This window comes from Candidatus Zixiibacteriota bacterium (assembly GCA_036480375.1).
In the GTDB taxonomy this organism is placed as follows: Bacteria; Zixibacteria; MSB-5A5; order GN15; family JAAZOE01; genus JAZGGI01.
In genome coordinates, this window is record JAZGGI010000042.1 from 109,784 (window position 1) to 129,627 (window position 19,844).

The 19,844-nt window shown below is 44.6% G+C and carries 17 protein-coding genes; 13 read left to right on the forward strand and 4 right to left on the reverse strand.

Annotation, left to right across the window (positions count from 1 at the left end):
• Complete coding sequence (locus V3V99_13030) at positions 1-1,155, reverse strand: thiolase domain-containing protein (protein MEE9443581.1); 1,155 nt, start codon at positions 1,153-1,155, stop codon at positions 1-3.
• A 12-nt stretch (positions 1,156-1,167) separates the two neighbouring features.
• Entirely contained in the window at positions 1,168-1,917 is a 750-nt protein-coding gene (locus tag V3V99_13035) for a 3-oxoacyl-ACP reductase family protein (protein ID MEE9443582.1), read from the reverse strand.
• Positions 1,918-2,152: 235 nt separating this feature from the next.
• Between V3V99_13035 and V3V99_13040 the strand changes: the two genes are divergently transcribed.
• The 13 genes from V3V99_13040 (at position 2,153) to V3V99_13100 (ending at position 16,816) form a co-directional block, all read left to right on the forward strand.
• Positions 2,153-2,725, forward strand: coding sequence for a hypothetical protein (locus tag V3V99_13040; GenBank protein MEE9443583.1), 573 nt, complete (start codon positions 2,153-2,155; stop codon positions 2,723-2,725).
• A gap of 31 nt (positions 2,726-2,756) precedes the next feature.
• On the forward strand, positions 2,757-3,593 hold the full coding sequence (locus V3V99_13045) for a hypothetical protein (protein ID MEE9443584.1): 837 nt from the start codon (positions 2,757-2,759) through the stop codon (positions 3,591-3,593).
• 377 nt (positions 3,594-3,970) lie between these two features.
• Positions 3,971-4,204, forward strand: a complete 234-nt coding sequence (locus tag V3V99_13050) for a 4Fe-4S dicluster domain-containing protein (GenBank protein MEE9443585.1) — start codon at positions 3,971-3,973, stop codon at positions 4,202-4,204.
• A 17-nt stretch (positions 4,205-4,221) separates the two neighbouring features.
• Positions 4,222-5,388, forward strand: a complete 1,167-nt coding sequence (locus tag V3V99_13055) for a 2-oxoacid:acceptor oxidoreductase subunit alpha (GenBank protein MEE9443586.1) — start codon at positions 4,222-4,224, stop codon at positions 5,386-5,388.
• Entirely contained in the window at positions 5,385-6,233 is an 849-nt protein-coding gene (locus tag V3V99_13060) for a thiamine pyrophosphate-dependent enzyme (GenBank protein MEE9443587.1), read from the forward strand. Before V3V99_13055 ends, V3V99_13060 begins: the two co-directional genes overlap by 4 nt.
• Positions 6,230-6,778 (forward strand): 2-oxoacid:acceptor oxidoreductase family protein, encoded by a 549-nt coding sequence (locus V3V99_13065; protein MEE9443588.1) that lies wholly within the window; start codon positions 6,230-6,232, stop codon positions 6,776-6,778. Before V3V99_13060 ends, V3V99_13065 begins: the two co-directional genes overlap by 4 nt.
• A gap of 86 nt (positions 6,779-6,864) precedes the next feature.
• Positions 6,865-7,515, forward strand: coding sequence for a nucleotidyltransferase family protein (locus V3V99_13070; protein ID MEE9443589.1), 651 nt, complete (start codon positions 6,865-6,867; stop codon positions 7,513-7,515).
• 24 nt (positions 7,516-7,539) lie between these two features.
• Positions 7,540-8,337, forward strand: coding sequence for an XdhC family protein (locus tag V3V99_13075; GenBank protein MEE9443590.1), 798 nt, complete (start codon positions 7,540-7,542; stop codon positions 8,335-8,337).
• Positions 8,321-9,136, forward strand: a complete 816-nt coding sequence (yqeB, locus tag V3V99_13080; protein MEE9443591.1) for a selenium-dependent molybdenum cofactor biosynthesis protein YqeB — start codon at positions 8,321-8,323, stop codon at positions 9,134-9,136. The genes V3V99_13075 and yqeB overlap by 17 nt, the downstream gene beginning before the upstream one ends.
• 180 nt (positions 9,137-9,316) lie before the next feature.
• Positions 9,317-10,525, forward strand: a complete 1,209-nt coding sequence (locus tag V3V99_13085; GenBank protein ID MEE9443592.1) for a hypothetical protein — start codon at positions 9,317-9,319, stop codon at positions 10,523-10,525.
• Positions 10,526-10,527: 2 nt separating this feature from the next.
• Positions 10,528-12,612 (forward strand): hypothetical protein, encoded by a 2,085-nt coding sequence (locus V3V99_13090; protein ID MEE9443593.1) that lies wholly within the window; start codon positions 10,528-10,530, stop codon positions 12,610-12,612.
• Between the two features lie 382 nt (positions 12,613-12,994).
• A complete protein-coding gene (locus V3V99_13095; protein ID MEE9443594.1) occupies positions 12,995-15,442 on the forward strand; it encodes a DUF5916 domain-containing protein in 2,448 nt (815 codons plus the stop codon).
• Between the two features lie 372 nt (positions 15,443-15,814).
• The gene (locus V3V99_13100) at positions 15,815-16,816 is read left to right on the forward strand and encodes a hypothetical protein (protein MEE9443595.1); all 1,002 of its coding nucleotides are present in this window, start codon (positions 15,815-15,817) and stop codon (positions 16,814-16,816) included.
• A gap of 52 nt (positions 16,817-16,868) precedes the next feature.
• On the opposite strand, the gene V3V99_13105 is transcribed toward V3V99_13100, so the two are convergent.
• Entirely contained in the window at positions 16,869-17,405 is a 537-nt protein-coding gene (locus tag V3V99_13105) for a 2'-5' RNA ligase family protein (protein ID MEE9443596.1), read from the reverse strand.
• Between the two features lie 67 nt (positions 17,406-17,472).
• Positions 17,473-19,809, reverse strand: a complete 2,337-nt coding sequence (locus V3V99_13110) for an ABC transporter permease (protein MEE9443597.1) — start codon at positions 19,807-19,809, stop codon at positions 17,473-17,475.
• Positions 19,810-19,844: the final 35 nt, after the last annotated feature.

Genomic DNA, 19,844 nt, shown 5'->3' on the forward strand with positions numbered 1-19,844 from the left:
CTAATCCCTTCTCAGAACATGGACAAAGCAATATTGCCCGATTCCGCCGACGTTATGAGTAAGCCCGACATCAGCATCCGGGATCTGCCGCTCACCCGCCTCGCCCCTGAGCTGTTTGACGATTTCAACCGTCATGGAAACTCCGGTAGCTCCGATCGGATGACCTTTGGCCTTTAATCCGCCGTCAATATTGACCGGTGTAGAGCCACCGATATAAGATTGCTTGTCCTCGATGAATTTTCCGCCATCGCCTTTGGCGCAAAAACCAAGGTCTTCATAGGCCATAATTTCCGCTATCGTAAAGCAGTCATGCACCTCGGCAACTTTGATTTCTTTGGCCGTTACACCAGCCATATCATACGCGATCCGCGATGCTTCCGAGGCGCTGGGGAGCCCGACCAAATCGGGACGGCGCAAAACCGACATACTCGAAGTCGCGCATCCCATACCGTCGAGCCAAGCAACCGGCTTTTTCGATTTTTTCGCGATTTCTTCCGAAGCCAAAATCACGCACGCCGCTCCGTCGGCATTGGCGCAGCAATCATAAACCTGAAAGGGATCCGACACCGGATCGGAAGCCAGGGCTTTTTCAATCGTGATTTCTTTCTTAAATAGAGCATTCGGGTTTTTGGCTCCGTAAAAATGATTCTTGACCGCTACCTGAAGTAGCTGCTCTCTGGTCGTTCCGAATTTGTGCATGTGGCTCTTGGCGAATAGCGCGTAATAAGCTGGAAAGGTCGTGCCGAAAACCGATTCCCACTGGACTTCGCCGACCCTCCCCATCAGAGCTAATATCTCGGGCGTCGAAAGCTCGGTCATTTTCTGGCAGCCGATGACGGCCATTAATTTGTGAGCTCCGGATTTAATCCCCATCCAGGCCGTCCGGATAGCCGCGCTTCCTGATGAACAGGCTACTTCAGTCAGCCACGTCGGCCGTGGATTGAGCCCCAGATATTCCTGAACGACTCCGGGCAGTGAACGCTGTTTATGATATTCGGGAACCGAACCAATGACCGAACCGTCAATATCTTTAGGATCAATCTCCGCGTCATGAACCGCGTCGCGATAAGCCTCAAAAGCCAATTCCTGAACGGTGGCATCGCTTCTCCGCCCGAATTCTCCATGCCCTATACCAATAATTCCCACTCGGGACATAAATTTTCCCTCCTAAATGTATTGACCGCCGTCGATTTTGAAAACTTCACCGGTTATATGCCGGGCTTTGTCCGAGCATAAAAATGTCACCAAATAAGCGACATCATCGGGGGTCGCGATTCGTCCCAAAACGGTTTCATCAATAGCCGTATTGAGAAATTCGGCGGGGATATTTTTGGCCATGTCGGTTAAAACCATGCCCGGCGCGACGACGTTGACATTGACGTTGAACTTACCCAGCTCTTTGGCCAGAGCTTTACTCATGGCGATCTCTCCGCCTTTGGAGGCCGAATAATTAGTCTGTCCAAATTTGCCGCGAAGGCCATTGATGGATGAAATATTTACTATTTTGCCACCCTTTTGGTCTTTGAAAACTAACGCCGCAGCCTTATTGTAATTGAAATATCCTTTGAGGTTCACATTAATAACGCTGTCCCACTGCTTTTCAGTCATCTTCCATATGACGCCATCCCAGTTGATTCCGGCATTGCAGACTAAGATATCAAAACAGCCGAACTCCTTTATAACGGTATCAGCCATGTTCTGGGCGTCGTCATAGCTGGAAACGTCGGCTTTGATAGCCAGACCTTTGCGGCCCATCGCCTCGATTTCTTCGACAACTTTTTTTGCCTCGTTATCATGACGCCGGTAATTGATGGCCACGTTGCAGCCCTCGCGGGCCAGGTCCAGAGCTATTGCCGTTCCGATACCCAGGCTTCCGCCGGTAACAATTGCTCCTTTCCCATCAAGACCCAGGTCCATATTTCATCCTCCCTTTATTATCAAAATATAATTTTTGCATAAAAAATCTTAGGTGTGAATATATCACACCAAATACAAAAATCAACGGCTTTTTGGGGTTATCTATTACACAAGTATGCATAACAATTATAAAATAAATTGTTGACAATTTATCTTATAATTGGTATATAAAATATAGTTACTATAACACTGTGCGCATTATATAGAATATCTTGAAATTATGGGGAGGGGTAGCATGAATTTTCCCTTAATCTTAATTTACTTGATTTTAGTCGCCCAATTATATTTACCAGAGAAAAATGAAGATAGCAAAACAGAAAATGCTCAATCAAAAAATCAGATTGATAGTCAAAACATGCCACACCCAATATTCTCTTCTACTGATGTTCAATCGGGCGTTGATATAAAATGGCATGTGATTTCGAGCGGCGCCGGCATAACAGGGAAATCGATAGCGTTCAATTTAAGTTCAACAATCGGACAGCTTGCAGTTGGAACAGGCACTTCAGGAACCATCAAATTATCCCATGGTTTTCTGCAATATTCCGCTCATTGTGATTGTATTCCGGGTGAAGCTAATGGCGATGGATCCATCAATGTAGGTGATGCCGTTTACATTATTAACTTTGTTTTTAGAGGCGGTCCAGCCCCCATTCCTTATGAAACGTGCAGCGGCGATGCAAATTGTGATTGCGAGTGTAATATTGGAGATGCAGTCTATATTATAGGCTATATTTTTAAGAGTGGAGCGCCGCCTTGCGATTGCGAAACATGGTTGAATACGTGCGGTCTGCCATTGAGGAATTAAAAATGGGTAACTTATCAATGAAGGAGGTATTATGCGTCAATTATACATCTATTTGATTGGAATATTATGTTTTATGGGATTAGTCCGATTTACCAACGCCGAGGTTCCCCAATTGATTAATTACCAGGGCGTGTTAACTGATTTTGATAACAAGCCAATCCGTAATCAAATAATCAGCTTAGAATTTAGAATTTATGATGCTCCAATTGGAGGTGACCAAAAATGGATGGAAACCCAAATAGATACAACTGATAATAATGGCGCTATCAATATCAATCTTGGTGCGACTGGTACGATCCCAGACAGCGTCTTCTCCGGATTGGATCGATGGCTCGGAGTACGTATAGACACTAATCCCGAAATTTCCCCCCGCATTAGATTAGTCTCGGTTCCTTACGCCTATAAAGCGATACAGGCTGATACCGCCACATTTGCCCGAAATGGCATTCCGGCGGGAGTAATTGTAATGTGGTCGGGAACATTAGATGACATTCCGGATGGTTGGGCTCTGTGCGATGGCTCCAATGGAACCCCCAACCTGAGAGATAAATTCATCAAGTCCATTCCGAATAATTCTACAGACCCTGGCGCAATTGGAGGTTCCCTATCACATGGCCATGGTTCACAGACTGGAGATCACACGCTGACAATTGATGAGATGCCATCGCATTCTCATGAAATTGCCTTTTTCCCCCATGAGGGTGGCGGTGCGGTTTATCCACATTCTCACCAAGCGTGGGATGCATACGATCCGGTTAACCGATCCACTTCGGGTTCCGGAGGAAACCAGCCCCATTCCCATCCGATAAATAGTACCGGTAGTAACCAGCCGCCTTATTATGAAATGGCGTTCATAATAAAGCTCTAAATATATTGCGTGGCCTGGAATATAAGATTTGCAATCGGCCACTGGATAATTCAAAATATGGATATAGGCCTACTTAGTGGAATCTTCAGAACTTATTCGGCCTAATCAAAACAGTGCTATCCCAACAATCATGCGGTCCCAGACCCTGCGCCAATTGCCCCTAAATGTGCTGGCTTCAAAACAGGGGGATTTTTGGTTAAAACAGAAGAAGACCTTGCTTAGCAACCGTTTTCTTAAATCAAGTCATATCCTCTTATTTGCTATTGAATACTGGCCGGCAATCTGTTATACTTGGCCTCGTAAAAAAGCAGCCAGATCCGATAAAGAGCAATGATTTCGATTCGGCATTGAAACTTTGAAAACGGAACTAAAGATTTATGGCGTTGTCCAAAAAACCCGATACTCTGGTTGAGATCAACGAGGATTTATGCAAGGGCTGCGATATCTGCATCGAATTTTGCCCCACTGATGTCTTCGATAAATCAAATAAGTTAAATCGCAGGGGATATTATCTTCCCGTAATCGTAAACATGAAAGCCTGTACCGGTTGTCGATTGTGCGACCTGATGTGTCCCGAATTCGCGATCGTCCTGACCGAAAAGGAAAAATAAACGGCAATATACATACTATGGCACTTAACGAAAACAAAAAACAATATCTCCGTACCCTCGAAGGAAAAAAGTATTTTCTCCTCGGCGACGAAGCCTGCGCCTACGGCGCAATATATGCCGGTTGTGATTTCTTCGCCGGCTATCCCATCACTCCGGCCAGCGAAATAGCCGAATTGATGGCTCGGGAACTTCCCAAAGCGGGCGGCATCTGCATCCAGATGGAAGACGAAATTGCCAGCATCGCAGCCATTATCGGGGCCGCCTGGACCGGCTCGCGAACAATGACTGCAACCAGCGGTCCCGGATTTTCACTCATGCAGGAAAACCTGGGTTACGCGGTCATGACCGAAACTCCGACTGTTGTAGTTGATGTCCAGCGATCCGGCCCCTCCACCGGGCAAGCGACCAAACCGGCTCAGGGCGATGTCATGCAGGCTCGCTGGGGTACACACGGCGATCATTCCATCATTGCTCTATCCCCGAACTCGGTTCAGGAATGTTTTGATCTGATGTTCGACTGTTTTGATTTGGCCGACACTTATCGCACCCCGATTATTTTCCTAATGGACGGAGAAATCGGGCATATCCGCGAAAGCGTCACTATGCCGGAAATATCGAAAGTCAAATATGCCTCAAGGAAAAAAGCTCAACCGGGTGAACAGGTTTTCGGCGGCGGGGATTTGGTACCCGGGATTGTTCATTACGGCGAAGGACAGAACGTTCATGTCACAGGTTCAACCCATCTCGCCAATGGTATGCGGGACGTGACAACCCAGGGAGTTCATGAAGTTCTCGTCAGAAGAATTCATGAGAAAATTGATTCCAATCGGGATAAAATTATAAAGGTTAAGGAAGATAAAAACCCCGGCGGGAAGGCCAAAATCGGCGTTATTTCATTCGGCGCCAGCTCGCGTCCGGCTCTCGGAGCTGTCAAAAAAGCCCGCGAGGAAAAGCTTGAAATTGATTTTCTGAGGCTCATTACTATCTGGCCTTTTGCCGGCAAGCAAGTAACCGAATTTGCCAAAAACCTCAATCTGATTTTGGTGCCGGAGATGAATCTGGGACAAATATCCCGCGAAATCGAAAGATTTGTTGAATGCAAAGTTATTCCTGTTTCCAAAATCGGTGGCATCGCTCATTCGGTTGATGATATTTACGGAGCTATTCGGGAGGTGAACTCATGAGTCAGCCCAGACATAGATTGATGGATTACGTTCGCGAGGACATCTTCCCCCATCGTTTCTGCGTCGGATGCGGATGTGGAACCGTCCTGAATGTTTTCACCAATGCCGTTGCAGAATTGAAACTTGATACATCTCAAATGGTCTGCGTATCTGGCATCGGATGTTCGGCCTGGATTCCCAGCCCGTATTTCAAGGCCGACACTCTCCATACCACCCACGGCCGACCAATTGCTTTTGCCACCGGCGTCAAAATGATGCGGCCGGATCTGAAAGTTATTATCATCGCCGGTGATGGAGATATTTCGGGTATCGGCGGCAATCATCTTATACATGCCGCCCGGCGCAATATCGACCTCACCGTTATCATGGTCAACAACATGATCTACGGCATGACCGGTGGGCAGGTGGCCCCAACCACCCCGGTCGGCGTAAAAACAACAACCACGCCTCACAACAATGTCGAACCGCCTTTCAAAGTTGCCGAACTCGTCCAGGCTGCCGGAGCCAGCTTCGTGGCGCGCTGGACGACGTTTCATGTTTTCCAGACAATGAGAACATTGCAAAAAGCGATCAACAAAAAAGGCTTTAGCTTTGTGGAAATCGTTTCCCAGTGTCCCGATAATTTCGGCAAACGGGTCGGAATGGGTAAGGCGACCGATTTCTTGAAATATCTAAAAGACCAATCGGTGCGCCTTTCCAAGGCTAAAGATATGTCGGAAGAAGAACTGGAAAATAAAATCATCGTGGGTACCTTATGCGACCGGGATCGTCCGGAATTTGCTACTCAGGTGCACAATATAACCAATCAGATAGTGAAACAGGTTGCCGAGGAGAATAAAAATTGATTATCAGGTTGGCCGGATTCGGGGGACAGGGGATTGTCATGTCAAGTTATATACTGGGACAATCGGCGGCATTGGATGGCAAAAAAGCCATTCAAAATCAATCATACGGCAGCGAATCGCGAGGCGGCGAATGCCGGGGCGATGTGATTATATCCGATCAAGACATATATGAACTGGAACCGTCCATGTTCGATATTCTGGTGGCTATAGCCCAACCCGCTTATGAAAAATTTATTCCTTTTTTAAAACCCGGCGGGACGCTTATTGTAGATAAAGATCTCGTGATAACCGATGATGCCAACGAACCCGAGAATATCAAAAAACATGCCATCAGCGCGACTGATATCGCATTCACGAAATTCAATCGGAAAATCATCGCCAACATGATAATCCTGGGTTATCTGAATCGGCTTTCAAATCTGATTTCACCTGAAGTGCTGGAGCAGGTCATTTCGGAAAATGTTCCTCCCGGTACTCAGGAAGTAAACCTGAAGGCCATGCGGGAAGGAATCAGTCTGGCCGAGCAGGAATTGGCTACCGCCTGATTTGAAGCATTTCTGAATAGGACTTCCTGTTTTTCGAAAGTTATTTATCTTACCCGAACCGTATAGTCGCTCATGAGAGCTTTTCTGTGCACCTTGACAATTCAATATCGTTTGGTAATATGATTATCATGTGCAGTGTCGGGATTATAATTACTGGAATTATTCTGGCGGCCGGTAAATCCGAAAGAATGGGACCTGTCAACAAGCTTCTTTTAGAATACAACGGACAGACGATCATCGAAGAAGTACTGGCGCAGATGATAAAATCAAGTGTCGATAATATTGTCATCGTTACCGGATACGAAAGCAATTTGATCGAGGAAACGCTCATGGGGCAGATTAACGAAACCGTATCGATTATCAGAAATGCGAATTATAATAAGGGACGAATCGAATCGATCAAATGCGCTCTACGCTTTTTATCCGGTAAAACCGACGCGGCGCTTTTTATGGTCGGCGATAAACCCGGAGTTAAAAGCGATTTGATATCAAAGGCAATCAATAAATTCAGAAAGTATAATCCTTCGATATTAACGACTCAAACCCCGTCTGGCCCCGGACATCCTATTATCTTTTCGTCCCGGATTTTTGATGAGATTCTGGAATTTAAAGGCGCGAATTTACGGGATAATCTGATTGCCCGGCATAAGGAAGATGTTTTTGAACTGAATGATGACGCCTTGCAGCTTGATATTGATACGGAAGGCGATTACCAAAAATTACTGGAGAGTTTTTAGCTATGGGCTCGTATCGTTTTTGATATGATTGATATTTACAAAGAAATCGTCCGCAATCGGGAAGAAGGCCGTCTGTTCGTTGTTGTCACCATCGTCCGCACATCCGGCTCCTCCCCCCGGAAAACCGGAGCCAAGATGATTGTCTTCCCCGATGGTTCCATACTCGGAACAATCGGCGGCGGATTGTTTGAAAAACAGGTGATCGATGACTGCCTCTCACTCTTGAAGAACTGCAATCGCTATTTATTAAAGAAATACCGCTTTAGCAAAAACGGTCCCGATGCGACCGGTATGCATTGTGGCGGGGAAGCCGAAGTATATATGGAAGTAAACACTCGTCCCAATAAACTTATAATTTTTGGCGCCGGACATGTCGGCGGAGAACTGGCATCGCTCGCTCGAAGATTTGAATTTTCAATCACTGTCATCGATAGCCGCCGGGAATTGCTGGATAAACTGGATAGAAACACAAATGTAATTTTGACAGACGAGTATTATTCCGACAACTTACCCGACATTGATGATGCTTCGTATGTCGTCATCGTTACCAGTTCACATGAAAGCGATCTGGCGGTATTGAAGAATATCTTGAAACAAAATTTCGCCTATCTTGGAATGATCGGCTCGAAATCGAAAATTAATAAAGTGTTTACCAAGCTCGAACAGGACGGTTTTACAAAAGAACAAATCGGTAAAATTCATTCGCCTATCGGTCTTGATATCGGAGCCGAAGGGCCAGCCGAAATCGCATTGGCCATAATGGCGGAAATAGTAAAAATAAAAAATTCCTGCTCGATAATTTCAGATGACAAGCAAACATGATCAAAATTTAATCATCATTCGCGGTGCCGGGGAAATGGCGTCCGGAGTAATAAAAAAACTATTCATGGCCGGTTTTGACATTGTCGCGTTTGAAAAACCCTCCCCGACATGCATCAGACGCGAAGTATGTTTCGCCGAAGCCGTATATCAAAAGGAGATTACGGTTGAATGCGTAACGGCGATATTGGTATCATCGGTAAACGATGCATTATCACAAGTTAAGTCCCGCCGCATTCCAATCTTGATTGATCCCGATGCCGAATGCCTCAAATCGTTCAATCCTTTTTTCCTGATAGATGCGCGCATGATGAAATCCAAAAACGATACGAATCTCAGTATGGCTCCGATTGTGATTGGTATGGGTCCCGGATTTACCGCCGGAGAAAACTGCCTTGCTGCCATTGAGACTAACCGGGGTTTTGATTTGGGTCGAGTCTTGTACGAAGGCTCGACACAAGCTCATACCGGCATACCGGCCAGCGTTGACGGCATCAGCGATGCCAGGGTACTGCGAGCTTCGGACGACGGCGTTTTTATCTCAAATCATGAAATCACCGACACGGTTCACGTCGGGCAGGAGATCGGAAAAGTCGGCAATACCGTGGTTGCCTGTGGTACCAGCGGAATAATCAGGGGTTTGATACAAAACGGTATTGTAGTCAAGCGTGGGCAAAAGATAGGCGATATCGATCCTCGGGGAATACGCGAATTTTGTTTTCGAATATCCGACAAGGCTAATGCCATCGGCGGCGGGGCGCTCGAAGCTGTTCTGGCGCTTAAATCCAAAAACCAAATTTAAAAGTGTTTTTTCAAATGTAAATCTTTTTTATTCTCTTTGTGACATTTCTCTAAAATTCATCAATAAAGTACGGCCATACCCCTTGCCAAGTGAGGACATTTCTTATAATTTCATAAGATTATGATGATACTTTGCAATACGCGCGATAATTAAAAAATATATATACAGGAGTGGATAATAATGAAATCCGACAAAATGATGTTCGGTAATGCCAGGATTCCCTACGGAACCTGGGGGAGCAGCTATTTCCCCGCCTGGCAAACGTCAGCCCTGGCCGAAGTAAATATCGGTCAGTTTGCCGGTGAAGCCGCCAATCGAATCTTGGGACTAAGGAAAGTCCCCATAAGCGAACTTGAATATCTTGTCATCGGGTCCACAATTCCCTGGCACTGGAAATTCTGGACGGCCCCGTTGGTATCCAGTTGTATGGGCGTTCGCATCCCTGGATATCATATGGAACAGGCCTGCGCGACCGGTCTCCAGGCGATCGTGTTGGCCGCGTCGGAAGTTCACGGCGGTTCCCATGATATCGTCGGTGTTTTGACTTTTGATCGTACCAGTGATTCTCCGGTAGGAGTTTTCCCCGAAAGAAGAACTTATCAAAGAACGGCCGCTCTCAGCGATGTCTGGGATAATTTTGGATTTGATCCGGCAACCGGAAAGGCGATGATCGCCTGCGCCGGAAAAGCGTCGCGAAAATACAAATGCGACCGCCGCGAAATAGATGAGTTGGCTTTTCATCGCTACCAACAATATTTCGATACAAAAAAATCAGGATTCTTTGATAATATCCTTGTCTCACTCGAAGTGTTAAATGTCCAGGGCCGATATTTGGGAACTATCGATGACGATTTGGGAGTCAGGCAAGTTACTATGGACAGCCTGAGAGCTATGTTCGAACTCGATGATGGCGTTACGGCCGGAACCCAAACCCACGCCTCAGATGGCATGGCGACGCTTCTGGTTACGTCACCGGAGAAAGCCAAAGAACTCAGCCCGCGGCCGGAAATCGATATCAGGTTTGTCGGAAAAATTGAAATCCGCACTCACCCCAGCCTGATGCCCGAATCGCCCGCGCTGGCGGTGCAAAAACTATTGAAGAAAACGGGACTGACCATGGCCGATATGACCGTCGTCAAAAATCATAATCCCTTTGCCATCAATGATGTCATCTTTTCCAAGGTTCTCGAATATGACTGGCACAAAATGAACAATACCGGTTGTCCTCTCGTCTGGGGTCATCCCCAGGGACCAACCCTAATGCGGGTCACTATCGAAGCACTGGAAGAAGCGGTGATGCTGGGCGGAGGTTATGTGCTTATTTTCGGATGCGCCGCCGGAGATGTCGGTATTGCGGCCATTCTTAAAGTGACGGACGGGGGTAAATGATTATGAAAGCAATGAGAAAATCTACTCTGGAAACTATGGGGCTCGGTTCGGTTTTGGAAATATTCCAATCCGGAAAACTGCCCGCCCGCGCCGATGAATTAGTCGATCAGGTATTTGGCAATTCAGGCAATCGCGGAGCGTTGGTCATATCCGGCGCTAACGGTATCGTCGGCGCCGGAAAAACGATGCAGTTAGGCTCACGATTAATGCCTTATAATATTCCTGTCGCCTGTCTCGATTTCCCTGGAGCTCCCGATGGAATCGGGGTGCAATATCAGGGTCTCAGAGCCGCCTTTGGGCAGGGGCAGGCCGATCAGATTATGTCGAACGTCATCCGCTTAAATTATGATGGCAAACAATTACCATCTGCTCTTAAAGAAATGAATCCGCGCTTCTTGCTTGAGGCAATACCGGAAATTCTTGAGATAAAAAAGGCTCACTATCAGGTTTTCCGAAAAGCCTTCCCGGAAATACAAATTCGTTCCGTCACATCAGGATTCCCGCAATCAGAACTTGGCGTCGGAATCGCGCATCCGGCCTTCCCCCATCAGATCAACAAAATGTGGGAAATTGTCGAAGACGAAGCTTCGCCTATCACGAAATTATTCTGGGCCATTGGCATGATTCCCGTGCCGGTCAGCGATAACTGGTCGTTTGTTCTTGATGTTCTCTTCTGCGGCTTGATGCTGGCGGGACTTAGATATCATCGGGCCTCCAATATGCCATACTGGAAAATCGATAAGTTCGTCAGAAAAATAATGGGTCCTAACCCGTTCCGGGCGCATGACGCTATCGGAGCCGCCGGGGCGAATTATCTGACATGGTCATGCCTACATCATCTCAGTAAAAACTACGGCGACCTGTTTGAGCCGACGCCGGAGCTCAATGAGCGTGCGGTAACCGGCCAGAACTGGTATCCGCTCGACCATTTCCGTCCCGTCGTAAACTGGAAACTCGATGACGCTGAAACTGTAGGGATGCACAATTGGCTATTCGGTCCGATGATTCAGATGACGTCGCTCTTGATTCACGAAAACCGTTCCCATTTTTCGCATATCAATGCTATCGGCGAGATTTGCGCCCAGTTCCGCAAAGGAGTCATGGCGGCTATCCGGGATCTCGGTGCTAAGCGGGCGATTAAAACCGTCGAGGCTTATCATATTCTGCATCCGGAAGCCAAAGGTGATTCATGGCATCCGGAAGTATTTGATATGATGAATGACTCCGACTGGCAACAGCTTTACGTTAATGCCGAGCATGACGGCACTGTCGGAGTTATCAGCATCAACCGGGAAAGCTATAACAGCGATGTTGACGCCGAATTAAACCGGGCAATTGACTGGCTGAAGGCGGAGGGGATTGAACGGGTGATTCTCACTGGCGATTTTCATCTGGCGACACAGATGGTCGGGGCCGATACCAGCGAATTCTACCCGGCTCTGAAAAATCCCGAAAAGGGTTTGGAGATTTCCGCCAATTGGTCCAGGACCGCTCGGCGTTTCAATAACGAATTCAAAGTTTCGGTTGGTTTCTTAAACGGTAAAAGATGTCTGGGCGGCATGCTGGAGCTTCTGGTTCATTGTCATTATCTGGTTGCTGACGAAGGCAGCCAGTTTGGAATGCCGGAAGTTACCCTGCCTGTTGTACCGGGCATGGAAGGCTGTCATTGGCCTTTTCGGAAAACCAAATCCGATGACTGGCCTAAAATTATGCGGATGCTTTTGACAGGTAAGTTCGTCAAGGCCAAAGATTCCGTTGGCTGGCTGACCGATTATGCCGGCTCAATGGAAGATGCCATTAAAACTGCCTGGTCAATCGCTTCCGGCGGCGATCATGGCTTGCCTCTCAGAAAAGCGGAAGAAAAACCGCTTTCCGGAATCCCAAACAATATAGGTTTGACTGATTCGGGCAATCCGGCCACCGAGGCGGCTCGAAAAGTCATCATGGATTGTATTCGGAACTCCTGTGAGAGTCCTATTAGTGAAGCTTTAGAAATTCAAGCCAAACATTCGGCTGATTTTATGAGCAGCAAGTATTGTCAAAAAGGAATGATCGGTTCCGAAGCCGTCAAGGTAATGTCAGTCTAAGTAATTAACATAAATATTTAATCGATTAAAACCCGCGAGACTTATTTCGCGGGTTTTTTAATAATCTTTGGGCGAAAATTCAAAAATTATTAAGCAATCCGGCCTCTATAAACGTCATGATTGTAACAATGGCGAAATTGCCTAATTCAATATGGCATTTAGCATTAATGGGAGGACTTGAGATTTTAGTTTTCAGAAAAATATCAGGTCAAAAAAATAAACAAGAATTTTGGCCATTTTTTGAACCCCGGGCAACTTTTGCCGTATATAGAATACTCTTCTGTCATATCCCTCACAATCTGTCAAAACCCTCAAACAGAAATTAAAAGGTAGGGCGCCAATTTATGGGGAAATCGGGCAAAAATTTTTAAGGAGCTTTACTATGAAAAGCACGGTAATGAAATCAGATATCAGGATATTGCAATTTCTAATTTTTTCATTGGCTTTGATTATAATGATATTCTGGGTCAGTTCCGCTCAAGGTTCAACGACCTTTGAGCCGATTTATCAGCCATCTATGGATATTTTCAAGGTAAAAAGTGAAATTAAAATCGATGGGAATCTCAGCATGCTGGAATGGAATGAGGCCAGCCAGACTATCAACTTTGTCGAGAATTTTCCCGGTGATAATACCGAGCCGCAGGTGCGGACAAAAGCGTTTATAACCTATGATGACGATAAACTTTATATAGCTTTTTTGTGCTATGATACGCCTGACGCCATCAGGGCCACGATGTGTCAGCGCGATCGCTTCGGGAGCGATGATGCCGTCGGGCTTTTAATTGATACTTACGGCACGGCTTCGTGGGCTTATCAATTTTTTGTTAATCCATACGGAATTCAAAAAGACCTCCTCTGGACCAAAGTCGGAATGCCCGATATCGGTTTTGATTTGATCTGGGAATCGGCGGCGCAGATTACCGATTCCGGTTACCAGGTCGAGATCGCTATTCCATTTTCGGGGATGCGCTTCCCCAGCAAGGATATCCAGAGCTGGAAAGTAGATTTTCAGCGCAATCGCCCCCGTGGAAGTTATTATCAATATTCCTGGACAGCTTACGATCGCAACGAACAGTGCTTCCCCTGTCAATGGGGCACGGTCGAAGGCATCAAAGATGTCCGACCGGGGAAAGGCTTTGAAATCCTGCCATCGTTTATAGCCAATCAATCCGGTGAGCTTCCCAGGGGAGATCCTCAAAATCAATTTGATGAAGGTCCAATTATGGGCGAGCCGTCGCTGGGCGCCAAATATTCCCTTTCATCCGATGTTACATTTGAAGCTACTCTCAATCCCGATTTTAGTCAGATTGAAGCCGACGCTGCCCAGATTGATGTTAATTCGACTATGTCTTTATATTATCCTGAACGTCGCCCGTTTTTCCAGGAAGGAAGCGACATCTTTTTGACATTATTCAATTCATTTTATACTCGTACCGTCAATGATCCATCTTTTGCGTCCAAACTGACGGGACGAAAAGAAAAACTGCGTTTCGGATTTACATCCGCAATCGATGAAAACTCACCATATACAATCCCAACGGATGATGAAGATATCATGTTCAATGGCGGTAAGAGCTATATTAATGCCTTCCGCCTTTCACAATCAATCGGCAGCTCATCACAAATTGGCATTCTTTTGGGCGATCGAAGATTTGATGGCAGTGGATCTAATACCATTGCGGCTTTCGATGGCGATATTCGCCTGGGTCAGAATTATAGTATTGACGGCCAATATGTTCTTACTCATACCTCGGAACAGGATAATCATAGTAGAACTAAGATTTTTGGATCGGATAGGAGTGAAGAATTCGTATTAGACAGTACGCGAGTAAATGGTGAAATGACAAGCACTTTTAATGATGGAAAACATACCTTAAAACTTGATGGCGAATCATTTTCAGGACTTGGATTAATAACTCGTTTCCACCGCCGTGCTCGCCACTGGAATTTCACTGTCGATTATAACCAGGTTGATAAAACATATCGAACCCAGCTGGGGTATGATCCATACAACAATTATCGAAATCTGGATATTCGCTCATTCTATGTTATTTATCCGAAAAATAGTAGCTTTCAAAGAATTACACCATTTTTTGCAATGTATAATCGCTGGAATTTTGAATCCGAACACAAAATCAGAAATATATACGGAAATATTCAAGCTCAGCTTGATCTCGCTCAAACCAATATTCAAATCGGCGGCTCTCAATCAGAGAAAGTGTACCAGGGACAGATGTATGAGGATCTTTGGAACGTTAACCTGAACTCCAATAGCCGATTTAGCGATAAATTTGCCTATGGAATGAATATCAGATATGGACGCGATATCGGTCGTGGATTCGGCGTTAGAGATAATGAATTCCGCTTTAACATGTTTGTAAATATCAAACCGCTGGATCGTCTTACCATCGAACCCAGTTTCAATTATCTAAAAGGGACGAATGACGACAGGATTGACACCTACGGAATCGTAAACGACGAATTGACGTTGATACATTCACTTGAATCGGGTGCGGAAATTTTCGAGCAGATGATTTTCCGCTCACGTCTTCAGTTGCAGGTCAACAAACAATTGTCATTAAGGCTTGTAACCCAGTTTAATAAATTTGAATATCTTGCGGACCCGGCCTCGGGAACTTACCTTGAATTCAAACGCTGGGAAGTTGATCCTTTGATTACCTATCGTTTAGGATCATTTTCGGTCTTCTATATTGGATCAACGTCGGATGTGAATTATCTCAGCCCGGAGATATCCAATGTTAATGAATCAATTTGGAAATTGAATAATCAGCAATTCTTCATGAAATTACAGTACCTGTTCCAGATGTAATAGATGCAATTATAAGGGGGCTTTCTTCGGGGCTTGTTCTTAACCACAAGCCCTGTTCTCTATTAAAGTATTGCGCACCTTCTTCTTACCTTATTTTATAATCTCAAATCACAAGTATGCAATAATTTGGAATTTGAACTTAAAAACAATTTTCTGGAATTGCAATTCTTTACCGCTGCCGAACAGTTGAATAATTTACCCAGTCAATTACCCAAACATATTCCCGCATAGGCAAAACCTATAATATTTCTTTTAAGACAACATAGACCGTCGATTTTCTTGGCTCTGAAGTTATTATTTTCTTATTATCAGGCAGAACAGCGGTTAACTCGGTTCCGAAATAAAAATCCAATTAATTTTTTGGAGGAAATCATGAATTTAAAAAGCGTCTCAATACTATTGATCACTTTGTTATCATTCGGCATTTACGGTTGCTCAATGCAGGAAAAAGTTCCTGAACTGCGCGGTCCGTACCTGGGTCAAACACCGCCCGATACTATCCCTGAAGTTTTCGCGCCCGGAATTGTATCACATGGATTTCACGAGTTGGGTGCGGCCTTCTCATCGGATAGTGATGAACTGTTTTATATCATGACGGATAAAAATTATTCTCACTATGCCATTGTTACAATTAAAGAAAAAAACGGCGTCTGGGGTTCACCCGAAATTCTTCCCTGGTCGGGCGAGTATAAAGACATATCGGTAGCGTTTTCCCATGACGGCAAAGGAATGTACTTTACCTCCAATCGCCCGGCTCCCAATGATACAACTCTTAAATTACACAATATCTGGTATGTTAAAAAAACCAATGAAGGATGGTCGGAACCTATCATCATGGACGCACCTCTGAATACGTCAGGAATCGAAGGTATCGGATCGATTGCGCCCAACGGAAATATGTATATTCAGGCTGATTATGATCAGGCTCGCCAATTCGATATTTATTTATCACGCTTCGAAAATGGACAATATTTGCCGCCGGAAAATTTGACAGAGATCAATTCGCGGGGAGTCGAAGGTCATCCCGCGATAGCTCCGGATGAAAGCTTTATCCTGTTTTATTCCAATCGCCTTACAAGCTCGTACAATAATGATATATTTGTCAGCTTTAAAAATGATGATGAGAGTTGGTCAAGCCCGATTATATTGGGAAATGAAGTGAATTCGTCCGCCAGCGAATTCGATCCCTGCTTGTCGCCCGATGGTAAATATATATTTTTCTCCAGCTATCGCCCTGTCAATTCCGAATCATTCAAAAACAAAAATTATGATGAATACATCGAGCTCTACCGCTCGCCGGAAAACGGCTACGCAACTCTCTACTGGGTTGATGCCAAAATTATCGAAAAATTCAGGCCGGGAAATTCAAATTAGGAAGGTAATACATTGACTTCTACTCGATAAGGTGGTTAGGGCACAAGGAAAATCACTCCCCCGCCAATTTATATGCATTAATTTCTTCCAGTTGCTTTACATCAACCAGAACAATCTCCTCAACGCGACAGACAAGCGGGAAATCTATTTGAGACACGATTTCTACCGCTTCAGATATTTGTTCCGTCTTCAATCCTTCCGAAATCGTCACATGGGGAACCCAGATACCGGGATGAAAATAATCCCAAAGACCATCCGCGAAATTTGAGAACATATTGTGAAATTCTCGATGCAATTGAATTAAATAATCGGTGGGAGTAACACAATAATATATAACTTTTTGGTCGGTTGTAAATAACCCGACACTCGAAAGCCTGATATTAAATTGCAAATATTTCACGGCGCATTCTTCGAGTTCAATCAGAAACGGTTCCTTATTAAGGCTGCCGCAAACCCCTAGCGTCATGTGCGGTCGCACATTAGTATCAATTAATGGCTGCGGTAAACCGACGTCGACAATACTTTGCCAGACCGCTCGTAATAGAGAATTGGATTCTTTATCAAACGTAAGAATGATGGCATATTGCATAACCCCCCCTACGGTTTAGGTCTGAAATATAGTTATTTATTTTTTGATATTCAATCTAATTCACGTATCATTCATATTTCATAGCATCAACCGGATTTGCTCGCGCTGCTCGAATTGCCTGAAATCCAACCGAGATTAAGGCGATAATTAATGCAAAAAAGCCTGCAATAAAGAAAATAGCCAATTCAATTTCTACGTGATAAGCGAACTCTTGAAGCCAACGATGCATTATAATCCAAGAAATTGGCCATGCAATCAGGTTGGCGATAAGAACTAAAATCATGAATTCCTTGGAAAGCAATCCTACAATGTTGCGAATTGATGCTCCGAGAACTTTTCTGATTCCGATCTCTTTAGTCCGTTGCTCTGCCGAAAACGATGCCAAGCCAAAGAGGCCCAGGCAAGCAATGAATATCGCAAGAACGCCAAAGGATCCTGCCAGATTTCTGATCTGCTCTATCGACTTATAATTGGCGTCAAACTGCTCATCGACAAAAGAATATTCAAAAGGATGATCGGGAAGGACGATTTTCCAGGATTCCCGCATATGTTCCAGCGAGGATGCAATATTATTAGGGCTTATTCGGGCCGCCAAAATCCGCATCTTGGTGAACGCAAAATTATCGTCATTGACCATCATTACTGCCAACGGTTCAATTTTTTCTTCAAGTGGAAGGAAATTGAAATCTTTGAATACTCCAATTATTTTTTTCTCCGAACCCCAAATATCAATATTGGCGCCCAAGCTCTGATCTTGGCTCATAAGTTTAGCGAGACTTTCGTTAACGATGCATCCTTGCTTTAAATCGGTCGTATGCTCCTTATCGAAGTCGCGGCCTTCTATCATTGTAATTCCATAAGTTTTGGCAAAGTCATATCCGGAGAAATTCATTGATACATCTTCTCCGTCCTCATTTTTAAGTCCATCCCATTTTGCCGTTGTGTACATGCTCCAATAAGGAAGAGACCTAACGCTTCCCGCTACGGATAAAATTTCCGGATTTTTTAGAAATTCATTTTTGAGGACGTGAAAGTGATCTCTGCCTTCGCCCTTAAGATCAATAGTCAAAACATGCTCTTTATTGTACCCGATATCCCAGGATTTTATATGATTTATCTGGGTGTAAATAACTGCGGTACCGGCGATTAAAAAAACTGCCATGGCAAATTGTATTACTACCAATATTCGGCGCAGATTGAATTTTCTATGGCCAGTTTCCGATTCACCTTTTATTGCCTGGATCGGATTAAAGCGAGATAATAGAATTGCCGGATAAATTCCCGCCGCAATTGCCGTAAGAATCAAAATTCCGGAAGCCAATAAGATGAAAATCCCACTATTTAATACTCCTAAAGATAAGTGGAGATTAAAGAAAGTATTAAAGACCGGTAACACTAATTGTACAATCAATATGGCGATGATGAATCCAATCATTGTTAATAGAAATGATTCGCCAAGAAACTGGGCGATTAATTCGCCGCGATTGGCGCCGATAATCTTCCGCATTCCGGTTTCTTTAGCTCGTTTAGAGCTTCGAGCCGTTGACAGATTGATGAAATTGATACAGGCCATAATTAATATTGCCAGCGCAATTCCGGAAAATATCGTTACGCCTTTTTTAGTATTGGAAAATTTAAAATACAGTTCGGAGATATTTATTGCTGATAGTTTTGCCTCTTGGTCCTCCTTAAAGTACTCTTGAATTAAATTGGTATATTTTTCTGTTAGCGCCGCAAGATTGGTTCCCGGTTTTGTTTTTATATATGTTCTGGTCCCTACCGCCTTCCAAGCTCCATAATATTTCTCATCATCCCCAGATAGCTGAGAATCATAGTCGATGGAACGAAGCATATCAAATTGCAGGCTTGAATTGTGGGGTTGATTCTCGACCACTCCGGTTACTATAAATTCATCTTTATCAATCAATAGAGTTTGATCGACTGCATCTCCTTCCGGAAAAAATTTAGTAGCTGTATGTTGAGTGAGGACGATTGAATTTATGGCATTGAATGCATACTGCGGATTACCGCTAATAAATTCAAAAGAAAAAACATCAATTATTGAAGGATCGACGATGAAGATTTCTTCATACGACTGCAATGAACTACTGCTAACCAAAAGTTTTCTTTTGCTGGCTGTCCGAGCCGCAAATTCCACTTCCGGGGCAGCTTCCTGAAGATAAGGAGCCAGGGCATTTGGTGTATAGGGTTCTTCATTAAATAGGACAGAATAAATATTTTCGACATCAGGGTATTGCTTGTCATAATTAAGTTCATCCAGAATCCAGAGACTAATCAACAGGCAACAAGCCAGGCCGATTGCCAAACCGGTTACATTGATGAAAGTATAGCCTTTGTACTTTTTGATATTTCGAAATGCGACTTTCAGATAGTTTCCAAACATAATTACACTCCCGGAAGAGCAATTTTAAGAAAAAT